Raw genomic sequence first — 17,027 nt, forward strand, 5'->3', positions numbered from 1 at the left:
TACGGGCATGGTCATCCTAGGCATCGACACCTCCTGCGACGACACGGGCGTCGGCCTCGTCGAGGACGGGGTCGTGCGCGCCAACGTCGTCGCGTCGCAGACGGCGCTGCACGCGCCCTTCGGCGGGGTGATGCCCGAACAGGCGAGCCGCGAGCACCTAGCCGTCATCGGGAGCGTGGTGGATAGGGCCCTCGCGGAAGCTGGTCTCGGCCTGGAGGCCGTGGGCGCGGTCGCCGCCACCTACGGCCCCGGCCTCGTCGGGGCGCTGTTGGTCGGCTTAAGCTACGCTAAAGCGCTCGCCTGGGCGCGCGGCGTCCCCTTTATCCCCGTGCACCACCTCGAGGGTCACATCGCCTCGGCCCTGGGCGCGCCCGATAGCGCTAGGGGGCGCGCCGAGCCCCCCTTTCTCTGCCTCATCGCTTCAGGCGGCCACACCAGCCTCTTCGAGGTGCGCGCGTGGGGCGAGATCCGCGAGCTCGGCCGCACCCGCGACGACGCCGCCGGCGAGGCGTTCGACAAAGCGGCGCGGCTCTTGGGGCTTGGCTACCCCGGCGGGCGCGCCCTCAGCCAGCTCGCCGAGACGGGCGACCCGGAGGCGTTCCCCTTCCCGCTGCCGCTTAAAGGTCAAGCGGGGTTCGACTTCTCCTTTAGCGGCTTGAAAACGGCCGTGGCGCGGCTTGTCGCGGCGTCGCCCGACCTCAACAAAGCCGACCTCGCGGCCAGCTTTGAACGCGTCGTCGTCGAGAGCCTCGTCAGCACGGCGCTGCGCGCGGCCGACGCCACCGGGCACACCACCCTCGTCGTCGCGGGGGGGGTCGCGGCCAACCGGCGCCTGCGCGAGCGCCTGCAGGACACCCCCTTGCGGGTGCATGTCCCGCCCCTAAGCCTCGCGACCGACAACGGCGCGATGATCGCCCTCGCCGCCCACGCGCGCCTTAAGAGCGGCTTTAGGCCCACGAGCGCGAGCCTCGAGGCGGACGCCGTACCCTACGTCCCCTTAAGCGAGACCTCGTGGCGCGAGGCCGCGGTCCCCGCCTCGAGCGCCCGCTCGTAGGCGCGCGCGTAGAGCGGCAGCACGCGGTCTTCGCTAAAGACCGTCACGGCCCGCTCCCGCGCCGCCGCCGCCATCCGGCGGTGGAGCGCCCCATCCGAGAGCAGCATCAGCGCCGCGGCGGCCATCGCGTCTACGTCCCTGGGCGCGCACAAGTACCCCGTCTCGCCGTCCACGACGACCTCCGGGATGCCGCCCAAGCGGCTCGCCACGACCGGCACGCCGGAGGCCATCGCCTCGAGGGCGGCTAGCCCGAACGACTCCTGCACGCTCGGCAGCAAAAAGAGGTCGCACACCGCGAGCAGCGGCTCGATGCGCGGAAACGACCCCAGAAAGGCGACCCGGCCGCTGACCCCGAGCTCGGCGGCGAGCTCGACCGCTTTGGGCCGGTCGGGGCCGTCGCCGATCATCAAAAGCCGCGCCTGCAGCCGCTCGGAGACCCGCGCAAAGGTCCGCACGACGTCCTCGACCCGTTTGACGGGGCGAAAGTTCGAGACGTGCACCAAGAGCTTCTCGTCGGGGTGCGCGTAACGCTGGCGCAGCTCGGGGTCGGCCCGCGGCGAGAAGCGCCGGTGATCGACCGCGTTCGGGATCACCGTGACGTCGCGGCGCACCCCCATCTCGCAGCAGGTGTAATCGGCGAGGTACTGGCTCACGGCCGTCACCACGTCCGAGCGCTCGATGGAAAACTGCGTGGTGCGCAAGTAGGCGCGGTCGAGCCCGACCAAGGTGACGTCGGTGCCGTGGAGCGTGGTGACCACCGCCGGCGGGCGCGCGACGCGCGCCATGTCCCGCGCCATGATCGCCGCCGCCGCGTGCGGGATGGCGTAGTGCGCGTGGATCACCTCGATGCCGTACTCCTCGATGACCTCGACGAGCTTAGAGGCCTCGGCGAGCGTCGTCAGGGGCGCCTCGAAGAGCGGGTAGGCCATGCTGCCGACCTGGTGAAAGTAGACGTTCGGGTGCCCCGTCTCGGTGAGGCGAAAGGGGACGTTGCTGGCCACGAAGTGCACCGTGTGGCCGCGCCGCGCGAAGCCGAGCCCGACCTCGGTCGCCACGACCCCGCTCCCACCCGCGCCGCTATGCAGCAGCACGGCGATGTTCATCGTTTCATCCCTGCCTCCTGTGCCGGTACGCCAGACGTGCGAAGAGCGTTACCCAGGCAGTCTAAAGCGGCGCGCCCGAGCTACCGAGTCGCGCGCCTTACCAGCGCGCACGTCGCCACGACGGGGTAGCCAGCGGTTCGGGGTGCGCGCGTGCGGGACCGGAGCGGCGCTAGGGCTCGAGCCCCAGTCGGGGCCCCACCGAGCAGCTCTTTGCAGCACGCGGATCGGGCTAAACTTGCAAGCATGGCCCCGCTCTACCCGCTCTACCTCCTCGCCCTCGGCGCATTTTTGGGCCTCTCGCTCCGCCAAAAGCGCCCCTCGAACCACCGCGACTGGAACCCCGACATGGCGCGCCCCCCCGAAGGGGAGGTGGTAGGCGACACGCTCAGGCTGCACAACGTCCGCAACATCCGTTACGGCCCCCCCGGCAGCCCCTTCGAGGCCGTGTGGGAGACGCGCACCTACGACCTGAGCCGCGTGCGGCGCGTCTGGTTCGTGGTGGAGTCGTTTAGCCGCTTCGAGGTCATCGCCCACACGCTCATCTCGTTTGAGTTTGAGGGCGCGTACCTCGCTTTCTCCGCCGAGGCGCGGCTCCACGGCGGCGAGCGCTACAACCTCGTGCGCGGGCTCTTTAACGCCTACGAACTCCTCTACGCCTTCGGCGACGAACGCGACTTTATCCTGCGCCGCACCCTCTATCAAGACCACGACGTCTACCTCTACCCGCTTGACTTCTCCCCGCAGGAGACGCGCGCGCTCCTTTTAGACATCCTCGCCGAAGCCAACCGGCTCGCCCGCACCCCGCGCTTTTACAACTCCCTTACGCGCAACTGCACGAACCTTTTGGGCGTCCACGCCAACCGCGTCCGCCCCGGTTCGTTCGCCTGGTGGCGCCCGTCGCAGGTTCTGCCGGGGCTCTCGGACCGGCTCCTCTACCGCAAGGGGTGGATCGACACCGACAGGCCCTGGGAGGGTCTGCGCGAACACCACAACGTTAGAGCGGTGACGCAGCGCCTGCGCGACGACCCGGAGGTGTCCGAGAGGATGCGCGACGGGCTCCGGCCGGGGGCCCGCGCTACTTAATCCCTACCGCCCCACTCACGGCACCGCCAGAGGCCACGCTTAAGTGCTCGGGTTTGTCCACGTCCGCCCCGATGCTCGCGTGCTCGGTGACCACGGCGCGCACGGTGCACCCCAACACCCGCTCGGCGCGCGCTTCGATAGCCGGGAGGTCCAAGCGGCCGAGCAGCAGCCGGAAGATCACGTCGACCCCCAACAGCTGCGCCAACACGAGCGGGTTTTTGCGCCCCGCGTAGGCGCGGCCGATAAAGGGCTCGAGCGCCGCGACGGCGGCGGGTTTGAGGAGCATCAGATTCCCCCCCGTAAAGCGCCCCTCTTTAAGCCGGACGAAGGTGCGGCGCTGAGCCGGGAACTGCGCCCTCGCCGACGCCTCGGCGATGATGGGATAGACCAGCTCGGCGTCCGGCGCGCTCGCCAAAAACGCCGTGAGCGCCTCCGGGTTGAGCCACGGCAGGTCGGCGGTCAAGACCAAGATGCGCTCCGGACGCCCCTTGAGGGCCGCTTGAACACCCCGCTGGAAGCTCTCGAGAAACGTCGCGCCGGGCTCTAACCCCTTGACCGCCGGCGTCGGGGAGGTCCCGACGTAGAGCACCGCGCCCACCGCGGGGGTCGCCTGCAGCGCCTCGAGGACGTAACAGGCGAGCGGTTTGCCGCCGAAGGGGACGAGCGCTTTGGCGCGCACGCCGGCGGCGCGCGCGAGCGCGTCCCCCTCACCACCACCGAGGACGACGGCGGTGACGGGGGAGGTGGCGGGGTCTACTAGCGGTGGGTGCGGCGCAGGGGACGGCATGGCGCATTCTACGCGCCGCGGCGCGCCCGTTGTCAAAGGCTCTCCGTCAAGGGCTCTTCGTCAAAGGCTAGAGGGTGCCCTTAAGGACGAAACACGAAAAGCGGGAAGGGTAGACCTTCCCGCACGATCTCGTAGGACGCGTACTCGTAGGACGCGTAGGGGCGCGAGCGGCGCCTAGCCCACCGCGCTAGCGCTGCGTCTGGGTGATCTGCACCCGCGTCGTCTCGCCGGCGCGCACCTCGACGTCGCTGACGTAGGTGCTGTAGCCCGGGGCGGTGACGGTGAGCTGATGGATCCCCGGCTCGAGCTCCTCCAGGGTCAGACGCCCCGTACCGCTCGGCAGCGTCCCGACCCGCCGCCCGTCCAGAAAGACCACCGCGCCGCCGACGTTGCCCTGCAGCTCCAAGGCGCCGACTTGGGCGCGCAGCTCCGCCGAGACCCGCTGCGTCCCCCCCGGGTTGACGGTGAACGACACCGTCACCTCGTCAAACCCTGCGGAGACGAAGCGCGCCTGATGGGTGCCCTCGGGGAGCGTCACCGCCCCCGTGGGCGTGGTGCCGATGCGCTGGCCGTTGACGTACACCTCGGCGCCCTGCGGGTCGCTCTCGAAGACGACGCGGCCCGTGCGCTGCTGCGCGCGCAGGTTCGCCCGCACCTCGCGCGTCTCGCCGCCCGTCACGGTGATCGTCGCCTCGTAGGTCTCATAGCCCTCGTACACGACGTTGACGAGCCGGTTACCGGCTTCGGCGCCGTAACGCAGCGGGGTGTACCCGACGAAGCGGTCGTCGATAAAGACCTGCGCCCCCGAGGGCTCCGAGGTGATCGACAGGGTGCCGTAGCGCGGCGCGGCGGCGGCCCGACCGACGTAGAAGAGCGCCGTGTCCGAGACCCACGCCTCTTGCGGCAGAGGCCGGACGATGACCGAGAGCGACTCCGCGAAGCCCGACTCGCCGATGGTCGACGACGCGAAGTTCGGGTCGGCCTCGAAGCTCGCCAGCGTCGAGGTGTCTAGAGGCGTCTCGCTCGCCACCGCGATCACCTTGTCGAGCCCCTCGGGGCCCGCCACGCGAAACTCGTAGCGCGCGCCCTGCGGCGGGAACAACCTGGTCTCACCCGCGCGGACGAAGTTGTTCCGCCCCGCCTCGTCGTAGTTGTTCGGCAGAATCTGCCGCACCACGCCGTCGCTTCGCACGTTAAAGAGGTAGACGTAGGCGTCTTCGGAGACGCGGACGCCGATCGTCATCGCTTCACCGATCTCGTAGACCGGCGCTGCCTCGCCGGAGGCGTCGCGGTCCACGAAAACCTCGACCTCGAACGCGGGGAGCGGGTTTACGACGATCGCTTGGGGGCTAATCACGACCTCTTCGACCGGCTGCGCCGCCGCTAGGGGGAGCGCCAGAAAAAGCCCGCCGAAAAGACCTAATAGGGTACGTTTCATCACCCCCTCCTTTCTTCGGCTGAGCCTAGCATGCACGCGCGAAAAGCTCAGGTGTGTGGGCCGTAAAGCCTTTTTCATGATGTAACGTCCCCCGAGCGCCCAACGCCGCGTTGACGCCCCTTTCATGGGGGCTTTAACTCTAGCTGTCAAGCTGACGCCTACGGTAAGGTAGCGCTTGACCCAGCGGCGCTGGGCGCCGCGCCGCCACGAGCCCTACACACCAAGGAGAGACGATGCCGCACACCCCCTTACGCCCACCCACCGCGCGCCGCGCCCTGCAGGGCGCCCTCGCCGCGCTCCTGGTTGGCGCTGCGAGCGCCCAGGACCTGAGCGCCGACGAGGTGCTCGAGAACCTCGAGGCCCGCACCCAGGCGCTGCAAGACGCTAGCTTTTTGCTCACTGGGACGATCTTCGACGCCGACGGCCAGGAGATCATCTTGGAGGTCGAAACCGACTTTATCCCGGACGAGGAGCTTGTGCGCGCCTACTTCATCCAACCGGACGCTTTGGCCGACAACTTCGTCATCGTCGACGGCGACACGGTCTACAACTACCTCTTCGTCACCAACCAGGTCACCATCTTAAACGCCAACGACCCGGACGCTTTGGGCGGGCTCTTGCCGGAGGTCGAGGACGAGCTCGAGGGGGGCGTCAACCTCACCCCCGACCTGGGGCGCTTTTTCAGTGGCGACACCTGGGAGGCGAGCGTTGAGGGCTACGAAGAGAGCCCGGACGGCCCCGTCTACCGGTTGCGCTTTACCAACCGCGACGAGGGCGCCAACATCGCCTACGTCACGGCGACCATTCTGGACGGCGAGTGGCTGCCGCAGAGCGTAACCATCGTCCAAGCGAACGAGGCCCCCTTGGCCGAACTCTTCTTCGAGGACTACCTCCTCGACAGCGGCCTAGACCCCGAGGAGCTGCGCTTCATCCCACCCGACGCCGAGCGGATCGACGAAAGATAAGCTATGAGCAACGAGCCATGAGTGATGGACTTCTACTCATGGCTCGTTGCTCATCACTTCAAGTTTCCCACCATCTTCTCCGGCACCACGATCTCGTCGAACTCGGCTTCCGTGAGGTGCCCGAGTTTGACCGCCGCCTCTTTGAGCGTGAGGTTCTCAGCGTGCGCGGTCTTGGCGATCTGCGCCGCTTTGTAGTAGCCGATGCGGGTGTTTAGGGCGGTGACCAGCATGAGCGAGTTGGTGAGGTGCTGGCGGATGCGCGTCTCGTTCGGTTCGATGCCGAGCGCGCAGTGCTCGTTAAACGACTCGCAGGCGTCGCCCAGAAGCCGCGCCGCGAGGAGCAGGTTAAAGATCATCACCGGTTTAAAGACGTTGAGCTGAAAGTGGCCGTGCGTCCCGGCAACCGTCACCGCCGCGTCGCAGCCGATGACCTGGGCGCAGACCATGGTCATCGCCTCGGCCTGGGTCGGGTTGACCTTGCCCGGCATGATGGAGCTGCCCGGTTCGTTTTCGGGGATGAGGATTTCGCCGATGCCGCAACGCGGCCCCGAAGCGAGCAGCCGGACGTTGTTGGCAATATGCATGAGGCTGACCGCGAGCCGTTTGAGCGCGCCCGAGGTCTCGACCACCGCGTCGTGGGCCGAGAGCGCCTCGAACTTGTTCTCCGCCGTGACGAAGGGGTGCCCGGTGAGGTCGGCGATCCGCTGCGCCACCCGTTCGGCGAACCCTTCTGGAGCGTTTAACCCCGTACCGACCGCCGTACCGCCGAGGGCGAGCTCGGCGAGGTGCGGCAGGGTGTTCTGGAGTGCCTCGAGACTCTTTTTGAGCTGCGCCGCGTAGCCCGAGAGCTCCTGGCCCAAGGTCAGCGGGGTCGCGTCCATGAGGTGCGTGCGGCCGATTTTGACGACCCGCATAAAGTCGCGCGCCTTGCGCTCAAAGGTCGCCTGCAACGCCTCAACCTTGGGCAGGGTCGTTTCGACGAGGAGCGTGTAAGCCGCGATGTGCATCGCCGTCGGGAAGGTGTCATTAGACGACTGCGACTTGTTGACGTCGTCGTTGGGGTGAACGGGCGTCTGCGAGCCGATCTCGCCGCCTAGAAGCTCGATGGCGCGGTTTGAGATGACCTCGTTGACGTTCATGTTCGACTGCGTCCCCGAACCCGTCTGCCACACCACGAGCGGGAACTGCTCGTCGTGCTCGCCTGCAAGGATCTCGTCGCACACGCGCGCGATCACGTCGGCCTTGTCCTGCGGCAGCACGCCCAGCTCGGCGTTGGTCAGCGCGGCGGCCTTTTTAAGGACGGCGAAGGCGCGGATGACCTCTAGCGGCATCCGCTGCCCGCCGATCCGAAAGTTTTGCAAGCTGCGTTGGGTCTGGGCCCCCCAGTACTTGTCCGCGGGGACCTGAAGCTCGCCCATGGTGTCTTTTTCGGTGCGGTACGCTTGGCTCATGAAGGCCACTTTAACGTAGCCGGGCGCGCCCCATCGGGCCTCCGCGCGAGGTCAAGGACACGGGGCGCACCCCCAAAGCGCCGCGCTCAGCCCTCACCCTCCCGGATGAGCTCGAGCCCGCCGTCGTAGAGCCGCTGCGCCCCCTCTGGCGTCAGCCCAAAGGTCGCGTCGCCCTCCGGGTGCACCGCGCCGAGCTGCAGGTTCAAGGCGTAAGCCGGACGCGCTAGCCCGGTCTGAGAGAAGTAGATAGCGGCCTCGCCGCGGTCTTCGCAGGTCTCCCCAGTGCACTCAAAGACCCGTCCGCGGCTCGCGAACTCGTCGAAGGGCAGCGAGCCTTTGCTCATCACGTCGGCCTCGGTGATGGTGAGGTAGCCGCGCCGCACCCCTCCGCCCTCCCGCAGGGTCCAGCGCCACCGCCCCCGGTAGGGCACCTCGGCCGCCGTGATGGTCCGCGTCACGCTCGCCGTCGCGGTGGTGCCCGCCGCGTCCTCCGCCGTCACCGTCACCGTGCGCTCGCCCGGTTCGAAGTGGTGGCAGAGGAGCGTGTTCTCCCCTTCGTGCCGCCCCGCGCGCTCGTCGAAGTCGCCGCACGAGGAGAAGGTGTAGCGCACGGGGCCGGCGAACCCCGTCGCCGTAGCGGTGTAGCGCACCGTCCAACCCGAGGGACCGCCGGGGGTAGCACGCAACGTGACCTGCGGTCTCACCGAAGCGGCGGGGGCCGACCCGACGGGGTCGGCGGAGCAAGCCGAGAGCAGAAGGGCGCCGCCTACGTACCACCAACCTAGAGAAAGCCATCGCGTCATGGCGACACGCTAGCGCGCGGGGGTTGCGGTCACCTTGCGCGGGGGTTGCGGTTACCAGAGCACCGACACCCCATACGCTCCAAGCCCCCCGTCGCGGCTTAGCAGCGTGAGGTCGTCGCTAAGCGCTTGGGCGACCAGAAGGCGATCGAAGGGGTCTTTGTGGTAAAAAGGGAGCGTCCTCACACCGTCGAGATGCTTAGGGGCAATACCCAACAGCTCGAAGCGGTTGGCGTAGACGCCTATCTCCACCAACTCCCCGATGGTGTGCCCTTCGTGCACCGTGAGCTTACCCAAGCTCACCTTGATGGCGATTTCCCAAAGGCTAGCCGCACTGACGAAAATCGTGTTTTCCAGGCTTTCAATGAGCTCGTAGCAGGTCTTGCTCAGCGCAGCGTCACCGCCTACGTACCAGAGGAACGTATGGGTATCGAGCAGTACCCTCATTCCCAATACTCTCGGAAGTCCTCCAAGGGCTCATCGAAATCTTTGGACATGGTGAACCACCCCCGAGCCCTGCCGAAGCCCCCACGCCGCTCGGAGGTGCCCGCAAGCGGCTTGACCTCGAGCCGCCAAACGCTTCCGTCGTCGAGGCGCACCATAAACGCGCCCTCAGCGAGCAGCTCTTCAAGCCGCTCTTTAGCCTCTTTTAACGGCACCGTCGTCATACCACCAGCTTACTCCCCGCGCCTACTAGGCTCGTGCCACGGCACCCCCTCCGCGATCACACGCGCGCGAAAGCTAGCGTCGGCGTCGCGCAAGTCGACGAGGTCGATGGTGTAGGGGATGGTCGTCTCCTCGAGCGCTTCACGAATCGCCGCGAGCGTCCCCTCGGGGAGCGGGGCGAGCGGCCACACCGCCACGTCGATATCCGAAGCGCTGCGCGCCTGCCCCGACGCCCTCGAGCCGAACAGGTAGACGCGCGCCGGGCACCCCGCGAGGCCCGCCAAAATGATCCGCCGCACCCGCTCAAGGTCAGCCGCGATCCCCCCTTCAGACGCCCGCACGCCGCGCCTCTGCCGAGTGCTCTAGGGCCCGCTGGGGGTCCCGCTCCAGGGCGAACGACAGCGCCCCCCCGAGACCGTTTTTCCAGTTCGTCCAGTTGTGGCCCGCGCTCCGCTCCACGTAGCGGTGCTCATAGCCCTTGTCCCGCAAAAGGGCGGCGAGCTCGCGGTTGACCCCCGTCAGCCACTCCAGGGTGCCCGTTTCGGTGTAGAAGCGCAGCGGCAGCCGCTCGCGGGCGCGGAGCTCCGCGAGCACCCAAGAGCGTTTGGAGGCGTAGAAGCGCCGGTCGTCCGGCGTCCCCAAAAAGGCCCCTGAAAACGCCACTACCGTGCGGAAGCGCGCCGGGTCATCGAGCGCCAGCAGCGTGCTCGCGAGCCCGCCCAAGCTCGCCCCTAGCGCGACCCGTTCGCCGGTCGCGGCGACCGTGCGTTCAACCTCGGGGAGCACCTCCTGCAGGACGAACGCGCGGTAGGCGTCGTTAAAACCGTACTCGGCGGTGCGCTCGACGGGTTCGATAAACGCCACGTGGGCGGGGCGGGCGCGCCGCTGACGGATGAGGTGCTCGAGCACCAGATGGAGCTTGGCGTAGCGGTAGAAGGCGACGCCGTCTTGGACGTAGACGACGGGGAGCGCCTCGCCCCCAAAGCCCTTGGGGGTGTAGAGGGTGACGCGCCGCGTCCCCTCCAAACGGGGCGTCTCGAAACGCAGCCGCTGCGCCTCGCCGGTCGGCAACGGCTCCGGTTCGGCGAGAGCGTCGGGGCGGTAGTCGGGGCCGGTCACGGCGCTCACCTCGGGGTACCAGGGGTTTTCGGCGCGACGCGGGTTCTTGGGGTCGGCCCGCATCGCACCCTGCGCGTCCAGAAAAGCGTACTCGAAGTACACGTCGTCGGGGAGCTCGAGCGTAAAGGAGCGGACCTTGCGCGCGTCCACCGGATGCGGGTTGCGGTCCATGTCGGTAAGGTCGGAGACGATGTGCGTCGCCCACTCGGGGACGTCGAGGCGGAGCTTCATAGGGCTAGTTTAGCCGGCCGCCCCCCGGGCGCGCCGCGCCCGGCTAAACTGAGGAGCATGCACCCTTTTGACCGCCTTACCCTCGAGACCCTGCGCGCGAAAAGCTGTTTGAAGTGGACGCACTACAGCGCGCTGCAAGGAGCGCGCGACGTGCTCCCATTATGGGTCGCCGACATGGACTTTCCGCCCGCGCAGGCGATCATCGGCGCGCTCGAGGCGCGCGCTCGGAGCGGCAACCTCGGGTATCCGGCGGGCTACCCGGGCGGCGAGCCGGGGTTGCAGGCAGCGGTCGCGGCTTGGCTCGACGCGCGCCACGGCTGGCGGGTCGCCGAGAGCGACATCTGGCCGCTTCACGGCGTCATCCCCGGCCTCTACCTCGGGGTGCGCGCGCTCGCCTCGAGCGGCGAGGCGGTGGTGCTGCAACCCCCCCTCTACCCGCCCTTTATGGCGGCCGTCGCGGACACGGGGCGCGAGACGCAGCACAACCCGCTCGTCTGGACGGGAACGCAATGGGCGTTCGATCTCGACCAGCTCGACGCCCTGATCCGCCCCCACACCCGCGCGCTCGTGCTCTGCAACCCGCACAACCCGACCGGGCGCGTGTTCTCCCGCGAGGAGCTGGCGGCGCTCGCCGAGCTCGTGCTGCGCCACCGCCTCTGGGTGATCTCGGATGAGCTGCATAGCGACCTCGTCTACCCGGGGGCGCAGCACGTGCCCTTCGCCTCACTCGGCGACGAGGTCGCCGAGCGCACCGTGACGCTTCTCGGGCCGACGAAGAGCTTTAACCTCGCGGGCCTCAAAGTCGGCTTCGTTATCACCCAGAACGCCGCGCTGCGCAAACGCTTGGAGCGCCTGGGGGCTGGGCTCGTCACCCCGCCCAACGTCATGGCGCAGGCCGCGGCGAGAGCCGCCTACACGCAAGGGGCGGGGTGGCTGGAGGACACCCTGGCGTATTTGCAGCGCAACCGCGACCTTGTCACGCGTTTTGTCGAGGCGTACCTGCCGGGGAGCGCCTACGCCCCCCCCGAGGGCACCTACCTCGCGTGGCTCGATCTGCGCGGTCTGGGGCTGGGAGAAACGCTCTACGAGCGGCTTTTGGCGTGCGGCGTCGGGCTCAGCGAGGGGCGCCACAACGGCCCCGGCGGGGAGGGCTTCGCGCGGCTCAACTTCGCGACGACCACCACGATCCTCGAGGAGGCCCTGGAGCGCCTCAGAGGGGGGTTGAGGCTTGGCTGAACCCTTCGACCCCGCCCCCGAAGCCCTGCTGAGCTGCACGCGCTGTCCGCGCCTGGTCGCGCACCGCGAGGCGGTCGCGCGCGTCAAACGGCGGGCCTACCGGCTCGAGCCCTACTGGGGCCGCCCCGTACCGGGGTTCGGTGACCCAGAAGCGCGCATCGTGCTGCTCGGGCTCGCACCGGGGGCGCACGGGAGCAACCGCACCGGACGGATGTTTACGGGCGACGGCTCGGGGGCGTTTCTCTACCCCGCCCTGTGGCGCGCGGGGCTCGCCAACCAACCCCGCGCGGCGCACCGAGACGACGGGCTGGTGCTAAGGGGCGTCTTCATCACGGCCGCCGCGCGCTGCGTCCCGCCGGACAACAAACCGACGCGGGAGGAGTTACAAAGCTGCCGGGGCTGGCTCGCGCGCGACTTCGCGGGGCTCCCGAACGTCAAGGTCGTCGTGGCGCTCGGCCGCGTCGCCCACGAGAGCTACCTCGAGCTCATCAGCCGCGGCCAGCGGCTCGTCAAGGCCCGCTATGGCTTCGCGCACGGCGCGCTGCACACCTTTGCGGGGGCACCGCCCCTCCTCGACGCCTACCACGTGAGCCTGCAGAACACCAACACGGGCCGGCTCACGCCTGAGATGTTCGACGCGGTGTTGGCGCGGGCCAAAGAGCTCGCGGGGGGTGACTAGGGGGGTTCCAGGCGTACCCGCGACGCGCCAGCCGATCCCTAAGCACTTCATGAGAGGAGCTTAAAGAAAACTCACGTACATGAAGACTGCGGCCTCTAGGCTACGCCATATGTCCTACACCCCCTCACCCGCTCCGACGTTGAAGACGTCTCGCCAAGCGAGGCGTTCGTCCCCGCCACAACACGGCCACCCCCCCAAGCAGCACTGGGAGCCCGCCACCGCACACGCTGAGCTGTCTGCAGCAAGCGCCGCAGCTCAACAGCCCACAGCGGCAGGGGCGCACCGGGTACAAGGCGCTCGAGGCGTCGCGTCGGCCTCCACCACGGCGTCCCCACAGCCATTCAGGGCGTTTTACGCCCTCGTGCAGGCCGACCTCTTTCGCGCGACGGGCCGCTTGGGTGCGGGCGCGCTGCTTGGCGCCTTTTTCGGCCATGCGGGCTTTAAGTACTGCGCCCTCATGCGCACCTGCACCTTCCTTCACAGCCGCAAGAGCCTGCGCTACACCCTCTATCCGGTGGCGCGTTTGGTGATGAAGCAGTTTTCCTACCGCTACGGGATCCAGATCCCCCCGCAGATGGACATCGGCCCGGGGCTTTTCATCGGGCACGTCGGAGGCATCGTCGTCAACGGACGGACCAAGATCGGCAAGAACTGCAACCTGTCGCAAAACGTCACCATCGGGCAGACCAACCGGGGGGCCAAGCAGGGCTGCCCAGTGATCGGCGACAACGTCTACATCGGTCCGGGCGCCGTCATCGTCGGGCGCGTCCGGGTCGGCAACAACGTCGCCATCGGCGCCAACTGCGTCGTGACCAAAGACGTCCCCGACAACGCGGTCGTCGTCGGCATCCCCGGCCGGGTGATCTCCGACGAAGGGTCGGCGGGCTACGTCAACCGCACCGAGTACGAAGCGCGCCTCTTCCCGGACGCCCAAGCCCAGTAAGGCCCGTCGCGGGCGGTGTTAGCGTGGGTGTAGAGTGGGCAGGTGCCCCTGCCGACGCTCCACCTCCCCCCCGAGCTCGCCCCCGCCCTCTCGGCGGGGCACCCCTGGGTGTACCGCAACCACCTCCCCAAACATCACCTCACAGGGGGCGAGTGGGTGCGCGTCCGCGCCGGCGGCGCCGAGGCGTACGGGCTCTACGACGCCGAGAGCGCCATCGCCCTGCGCCTCTTCGGCCCCACGCCGCCGCGCCCCGGCATGGTCGGGGAGCGCGTCACGCGGGCGCTCGAGCTCCGGGAGGCGCTCTTCGGCCCCCCGCACCACCCCGCCTCCGAAACGACCGCCTACCGGCTCCTCTACGGCGAGGGGGACTTCGTGCCGGGCGTGAGCGCCGACCTCTACGAACGCTTCGTCATGGTGCGCACCTACGCCCCGAGCGTCACGGCCCTCGTGCCTGAGGTCGTGCGGGCGCTCACGCAGCGGCTCAAGCTCCGGGGCGTCGTGGTGCGCGAGGGGGGGACGCTGCGGGCGCTCTGGGGGCGCCTCCCGCCGCCGGAGCTGACGGTGCTCGAGCACGGCCTGAAGCTGCTCGCCAACCTACACGAGGGGCAAAAGGGCGGGCTCTTTTTAGACCACCGCGACAACCGCCTCACGCTCAGCCGCTTTACGGCGGGCAAGACGGTGCTCAACCTCTTCGCCTACACGGGCGCCTTCTCGCTCTACGCCGTGCGGGGCGGGGCGGCGCACGTCACGAGCGTCGACCTCGCCCCGCGCGCGACCGAGGACGCGCGGCGCAACTTCGCGCTCAATGGCTTTGCGCCGGACGCGCACCGCTTTCTCACCGCCGACGTCTTTGCGCTGCTCGCCGACTACGCGCGCGGAGAGCGGCGCTTCGACGTCGTCATCCTCGACCCGCCGGCGCTCGCCAAGCGCAGAGGGAGCCGCTACAGCGCCCTACGCGCCTACGAAAAGCTCAACGCGCTCGCCCTGCGCTGCACCCAACCGGGCGGCCTGCTCGCGACCGCGAGCTGCACCGCGCAGGTCTCCCCCGAGGCGTTTCGCGACGCGCTCTCGAGCGCCGCCGCGCACGCCGGCGTGCGCCTGCAGCTCCTCCACGAAGCCGGTCAGCCGCCCGACCACCCCGTACCGGCGTCGTTTCCGGAGGGGCGCTACCTCAAATTCGTCATCGGCAGGGTGCTGCCAAGGTAGAGGCGATCCTCGTTGCTCATCACTCGCTGCTCATTACTCGCTGCTCATTACTCGTTGCTCATTGCTCATTACTCATGACTCCTCACCCACCTGCCGCTCTAGCCACGCCAGCACGTCCCGCTGCACCGCCTCCTTGCCGTAGTCGTTGAAAAGCTCGTGAAAGGCGCCGTCGTAGAGTTTGAGCGTTTTGTCGCTCGAGCCCACCCGTTCGAAAAAGCGCTGCGTCCCCGAGACCGCCGCGATCCGGTCGCCGGTTCCGTGCATGAGCAACAGGGGCAGCCGGATGCTCGGCGCGCGCTCCAACACGTAAGGCCCCGCCTGGAGGAGTTCGGCGCCGAGGCGCGCTTTGACCTTGCCGTGGTAGACCAAGGGGTCGTTGCGGTAGCGCGCGACGACGCGCTTGTCGCGCGCCAAGGCGTCCGTGTCGAGGTGCTGGACCGGCAGCTTGGGGGCGAGGCGGCTCACCGCCCCGGCGGCGCGCGTGAGAAACCAGGGCACCTGGGTCGCGTTCTCGATAAAAGCGGCGCTCACCGCGACCCCTTCGACCTTCTCGGGGTGCTCGAGCACGAGCTGCAGCGCGATCATCCCCCCCATGCTGTGGCCCAACAAAAACCGCGGCGGGCGCGGGTCCTTTTCACGCACGCGCTCGATAAACCGCGCCAAGTCGTCGACGTAGGCGCGGAACACGGCGACGTTCGCCCGCTCCCCCTCGCTCCGGCCGTGCCCGCGGTGGTCGAGCGCATAGACCGCGTAGCCCCGCCCCGTCAGGGTGCTAGCTAGCGCCTCGTAACGCCCCGAGTGCTCCGCGTACCCGTGCGACACGATAATGGCGGCGCGCGCGTCGGTTTCCGGCAACCAGCACCGGACGAAGAGGGTTAGGCCGTCGTGCGTTTTTAAAGACCCTGTCTGAACCGCTCCCAAGTCGCCCTCCTGCGTCCCGCGCGTCAACCTTCCGTGCGTTCAACCCGTGTATGCGATGTGATGAGGAGCAGTCTACCTCACGAAACGCCCCGTGAATAGGCGGCAAAGACGCCAGCGGCTCTTTCCGCCCTAGAGGCGCGCCACCTCCGCCACCTACGGGCGCGGTATGCTTAGCGGGTGACGGCCAACGCCCTACCGACGGCCCACCCCCTCGTTACGGTCGGCGCGCTCGCCGTCTCGCCGCGTGAACGGGTGCTCCTGGTGCGCACCCACAAGTGGCGGGGTTTGTGGGGCGTGCCGGGGGGCAAGGTCGCCTACGGCGAAACGCTCGCCCAGGCGCTGCGGCGCGAGTTTCGGGAGGAGACCGGTCTAGAGCTCACCGACCTCTACTGGGGTCCCGTGCAGGAGGCCGTGAGGAGCCCCGAGTTCTACCGCGAGGCACACTTTGTCCTGCTCAACTTCGTCGCGCGCTGCACGGACGAAACGGTCACGCTCAACGAGGAGGCGCAGGCACACGCGTGGGTGACGCCCGAGGCGGCGCTAAGGTGCGCGCTCAACACCCCCACGCGGGTGCTCGTGAGGTTTTACTTAGAGCGCCGCCACGCGCTCGAGGCTCTGGAGGATCCGTCATGCCCGTAGCCCTCGTCACGGGGTCAGCCAAGGGTATCGGGCGCGCCCTCGCGCTCGCGCTCGCGGGCGCCGGCTACGACGTCGCGGTGCACTACCGCGCGTCGGAGAGCGAGGCGCAAGGGGTCGTGCGCGAGGCGCGAGGCAGGGGCGTGCGGGCGCAAGCGTTTCAGGCCGACGTCACCCGTCCGGAGGAGGCTGCGCGGCTCGTCGGTGACGTGCACCGCACCCTGGGGGGGCTCGACGTGCTCATCAACAACGTCGGCAACTACCACCAGGGGCCCTTAGACGCGCTCGACGTCGCGACCTGGCACGCGATGTTCGACGGCAACCTGCACTGCACCTTCTACCTCTGCCGCGCCGCCATCCCCCTCATGCGAGCCGCCGGTGGGGGCCGCATCCTCAACCTGGGCTTCGCCGGCGCCGAACTCCTCAAAGCGCGCCCGAGCATCGTCGCCTATAGCGCCGCCAAAACGGGCGTCATCCTGCTCAGCAAAGCGCTCGCCAAAACCTATGCGGGCGACAACATCACCGTCAACGTGCTGAGCCCGGGGGTGATGGACAACAGCGTCAGCGTACCCGACACCCCGCTGCCGATGGGGCGCCCCGGCGCCTTGGACGAGCTCGCGGCGGCGGCGCTCTTTCTCGTCTCGGAAAGCGCGCGCTACATCACGGGCGTCACGCTCGAGGTCGCGGGGGGGTGGAACCTTTAGCTCTT

At 68.6% G+C, this 17,027-nt stretch carries 19 protein-coding genes; 9 read left to right on the forward strand and 10 right to left on the reverse strand.

The features are described from left to right. Positions 1-7 precede the first annotated feature (7 nt). Positions 8-1,054 (forward strand): tRNA (adenosine(37)-N6)-threonylcarbamoyltransferase complex transferase subunit TsaD, encoded by a 1,047-nt coding sequence (gene tsaD, locus TRAD_RS09180; RefSeq protein ID WP_013178336.1) that lies wholly within the window; start codon positions 8-10, stop codon positions 1,052-1,054. Here the strand turns inward: tsaD and bshA are convergent. Further along, positions 988-2,157, reverse strand: coding sequence for an N-acetyl-alpha-D-glucosaminyl L-malate synthase BshA (bshA, locus tag TRAD_RS09185; RefSeq protein WP_013178337.1), 1,170 nt, complete (start codon positions 2,155-2,157; stop codon positions 988-990). The genes tsaD and bshA overlap by 67 nt on opposite strands. A 243-nt stretch (positions 2,158-2,400) precedes the next feature. Here bshA and TRAD_RS09190 point away from each other — a divergent pair, with 243 nt between their 5' ends. Further along, positions 2,401-3,240, forward strand: coding sequence for an Lnb N-terminal periplasmic domain-containing protein (locus TRAD_RS09190; protein WP_013178338.1), 840 nt, complete (start codon positions 2,401-2,403; stop codon positions 3,238-3,240). Here TRAD_RS09190 and TRAD_RS09195 read toward each other — a convergent pair. Both TRAD_RS09195 and TRAD_RS09200 read right to left on the reverse strand, forming a co-directional pair. Beyond that, positions 3,233-4,027, reverse strand: coding sequence for an NTP transferase domain-containing protein (locus TRAD_RS09195; protein ID WP_013178339.1), 795 nt, complete (start codon positions 4,025-4,027; stop codon positions 3,233-3,235). The two genes, TRAD_RS09190 and TRAD_RS09195, sit on opposite strands and share 8 nt — an antisense overlap. 187 nt (positions 4,028-4,214) lie before the next feature. Continuing rightward, entirely contained in the window at positions 4,215-5,465 is a 1,251-nt protein-coding gene (locus TRAD_RS09200; protein ID WP_013178340.1) for a PEGA domain-containing protein, read from the reverse strand. Between the two features lie 233 nt (positions 5,466-5,698). Here TRAD_RS09200 and TRAD_RS15290 point away from each other — a divergent pair, with 233 nt between their 5' ends. Continuing rightward, positions 5,699-6,430 (forward strand): outer membrane lipoprotein carrier protein LolA, encoded by a 732-nt coding sequence (locus TRAD_RS15290; protein ID WP_013178341.1) that lies wholly within the window; start codon positions 5,699-5,701, stop codon positions 6,428-6,430. A gap of 53 nt (positions 6,431-6,483) precedes the next feature. Here the strand turns inward: TRAD_RS15290 and fumC are convergent, their stop codons facing one another. The 6 genes from fumC to TRAD_RS09235 form a co-directional block, all read right to left on the reverse strand. After that, positions 6,484-7,881 (reverse strand): class II fumarate hydratase, encoded by a 1,398-nt coding sequence (gene fumC / locus TRAD_RS09210; protein ID WP_013178342.1) that lies wholly within the window; start codon positions 7,879-7,881, stop codon positions 6,484-6,486. An 86-nt stretch (positions 7,882-7,967) separates the two neighbouring features. After that, entirely contained in the window at positions 7,968-8,684 is a 717-nt protein-coding gene (locus TRAD_RS09215; protein WP_013178343.1) for a PKD domain-containing protein, read from the reverse strand. A gap of 51 nt (positions 8,685-8,735) precedes the next feature. Further along, positions 8,736-9,128 (reverse strand): type II toxin-antitoxin system VapC family toxin, encoded by a 393-nt coding sequence (locus tag TRAD_RS09220; RefSeq protein ID WP_013178344.1) that lies wholly within the window; start codon positions 9,126-9,128, stop codon positions 8,736-8,738. Next, the gene (locus TRAD_RS09225; protein WP_013178345.1) at positions 9,125-9,349 is read right to left on the reverse strand and encodes a DUF2281 domain-containing protein; all 225 of its coding nucleotides are present in this window, start codon (positions 9,347-9,349) and stop codon (positions 9,125-9,127) included. The genes TRAD_RS09220 and TRAD_RS09225 overlap by 4 nt, the downstream gene beginning before the upstream one ends. A 9-nt stretch (positions 9,350-9,358) precedes the next feature. Next, positions 9,359-9,688 (reverse strand): type VII toxin-antitoxin system MntA family adenylyltransferase antitoxin, encoded by a 330-nt coding sequence (gene mntA, locus TRAD_RS09230; RefSeq protein WP_013178346.1) that lies wholly within the window; start codon positions 9,686-9,688, stop codon positions 9,359-9,361. Then, positions 9,675-10,697, reverse strand: coding sequence for an alpha/beta hydrolase (locus TRAD_RS09235; RefSeq protein ID WP_013178347.1), 1,023 nt, complete (start codon positions 10,695-10,697; stop codon positions 9,675-9,677). Before TRAD_RS09235 ends, mntA begins: the two co-directional genes overlap by 14 nt. A 57-nt stretch (positions 10,698-10,754) precedes the next feature. Here TRAD_RS09235 and TRAD_RS09240 point away from each other — a divergent pair, with 57 nt between their 5' ends. The 4 genes from TRAD_RS09240 to TRAD_RS09255 all read left to right on the forward strand — a co-directional run bounded on the left by TRAD_RS09240 (position 10,755) and on the right by TRAD_RS09255 (position 14,761). Then, positions 10,755-11,933 carry a MalY/PatB family protein gene (locus TRAD_RS09240; RefSeq protein WP_013178348.1) on the forward strand — a complete coding sequence of 393 codons (1,179 nt, stop codon included), beginning with the start codon at positions 10,755-10,757 and terminating at the stop codon, positions 11,931-11,933. Continuing rightward, positions 11,926-12,612: a uracil-DNA glycosylase gene (locus tag TRAD_RS09245; protein WP_013178349.1), complete on the forward strand. Its 687-nt coding sequence runs from the start codon at positions 11,926-11,928 to the stop codon at positions 12,610-12,612. Before TRAD_RS09240 ends, TRAD_RS09245 begins: the two co-directional genes overlap by 8 nt. A gap of 361 nt (positions 12,613-12,973) precedes the next feature. Further along, complete coding sequence (locus tag TRAD_RS09250; RefSeq protein ID WP_013178350.1) at positions 12,974-13,555, forward strand: serine O-acetyltransferase; 582 nt, start codon at positions 12,974-12,976, stop codon at positions 13,553-13,555. A gap of 42 nt (positions 13,556-13,597) precedes the next feature. Further along, the gene (locus tag TRAD_RS09255; RefSeq protein ID WP_013178351.1) at positions 13,598-14,761 is read left to right on the forward strand and encodes a class I SAM-dependent rRNA methyltransferase; all 1,164 of its coding nucleotides are present in this window, start codon (positions 13,598-13,600) and stop codon (positions 14,759-14,761) included. 72 nt (positions 14,762-14,833) lie between these two features. Here TRAD_RS09255 and TRAD_RS09260 read toward each other — a convergent pair whose 3' ends face one another. Further along, entirely contained in the window at positions 14,834-15,709 is an 876-nt protein-coding gene (locus TRAD_RS09260; RefSeq protein ID WP_049773066.1) for an alpha/beta fold hydrolase, read from the reverse strand. Between the two features lie 150 nt (positions 15,710-15,859). Between TRAD_RS09260 and TRAD_RS09265 the strand changes: the two genes are divergently transcribed. Next, a complete protein-coding gene (locus TRAD_RS09265; protein ID WP_013178353.1) occupies positions 15,860-16,321 on the forward strand; it encodes an NUDIX domain-containing protein in 462 nt (153 codons plus the stop codon). Continuing rightward, the gene (gene tmpR / locus TRAD_RS09270; protein ID WP_013178354.1) at positions 16,312-17,022 is read left to right on the forward strand and encodes a bifunctional dihydropteridine reductase/dihydrofolate reductase TmpR; all 711 of its coding nucleotides are present in this window, start codon (positions 16,312-16,314) and stop codon (positions 17,020-17,022) included. The genes TRAD_RS09265 and tmpR overlap by 10 nt, the downstream gene beginning before the upstream one ends. Positions 17,023-17,027: the final 5 nt, after the last annotated feature.

The sequence above is a fragment of the Truepera radiovictrix DSM 17093 genome, assembly GCF_000092425.1.
Classification (GTDB): domain Bacteria; phylum Deinococcota; class Deinococci; order Deinococcales; family Trueperaceae; genus Truepera; species Truepera radiovictrix.

Coding starts and splice junctions, on each gene's coding strand:
- TRAD_RS09225 (WP_013178345.1), bottom strand. CDS start 9,349: ATGACGACGGTGCCGTTAAAAGAGGCTAAAGAGCGGCTTGAAGAGCTG.
- tmpR (WP_013178354.1), top strand. CDS start 16,312: ATGCCCGTAGCCCTCGTCACGGGGTCAGCCAAGGGTATCGGGCGCGCC.
- TRAD_RS09195 (WP_013178339.1), bottom strand. CDS start 4,027: ATGCCGTCCCCTGCGCCGCACCCACCGCTAGTAGACCCCGCCACCTCC.
- TRAD_RS09215 (WP_013178343.1), bottom strand. CDS start 8,684: ATGACGCGATGGCTTTCTCTAGGTTGGTGGTACGTAGGCGGCGCCCTT.
- tsaD (WP_013178336.1), top strand. CDS start 8: ATGGTCATCCTAGGCATCGACACCTCCTGCGACGACACGGGCGTCGGC.
- TRAD_RS09220 (WP_013178344.1), bottom strand. CDS start 9,128: ATGAGGGTACTGCTCGATACCCATACGTTCCTCTGGTACGTAGGCGGT.
- TRAD_RS09240 (WP_013178348.1), top strand. CDS start 10,755: ATGCACCCTTTTGACCGCCTTACCCTCGAGACCCTGCGCGCGAAAAGC.
- TRAD_RS09235 (WP_013178347.1), bottom strand. CDS start 10,697: ATGAAGCTCCGCCTCGACGTCCCCGAGTGGGCGACGCACATCGTCTCC.
- TRAD_RS09190 (WP_013178338.1), top strand. CDS start 2,401: ATGGCCCCGCTCTACCCGCTCTACCTCCTCGCCCTCGGCGCATTTTTG.
- TRAD_RS15290 (WP_013178341.1), top strand. CDS start 5,699: ATGCCGCACACCCCCTTACGCCCACCCACCGCGCGCCGCGCCCTGCAG.
- bshA (WP_013178337.1), bottom strand. CDS start 2,157: ATGAACATCGCCGTGCTGCTGCATAGCGGCGCGGGTGGGAGCGGGGTC.
- TRAD_RS09200 (WP_013178340.1), bottom strand. CDS start 5,465: ATGAAACGTACCCTATTAGGTCTTTTCGGCGGGCTTTTTCTGGCGCTC.
- fumC (WP_013178342.1), bottom strand. CDS start 7,881: ATGAGCCAAGCGTACCGCACCGAAAAAGACACCATGGGCGAGCTTCAG.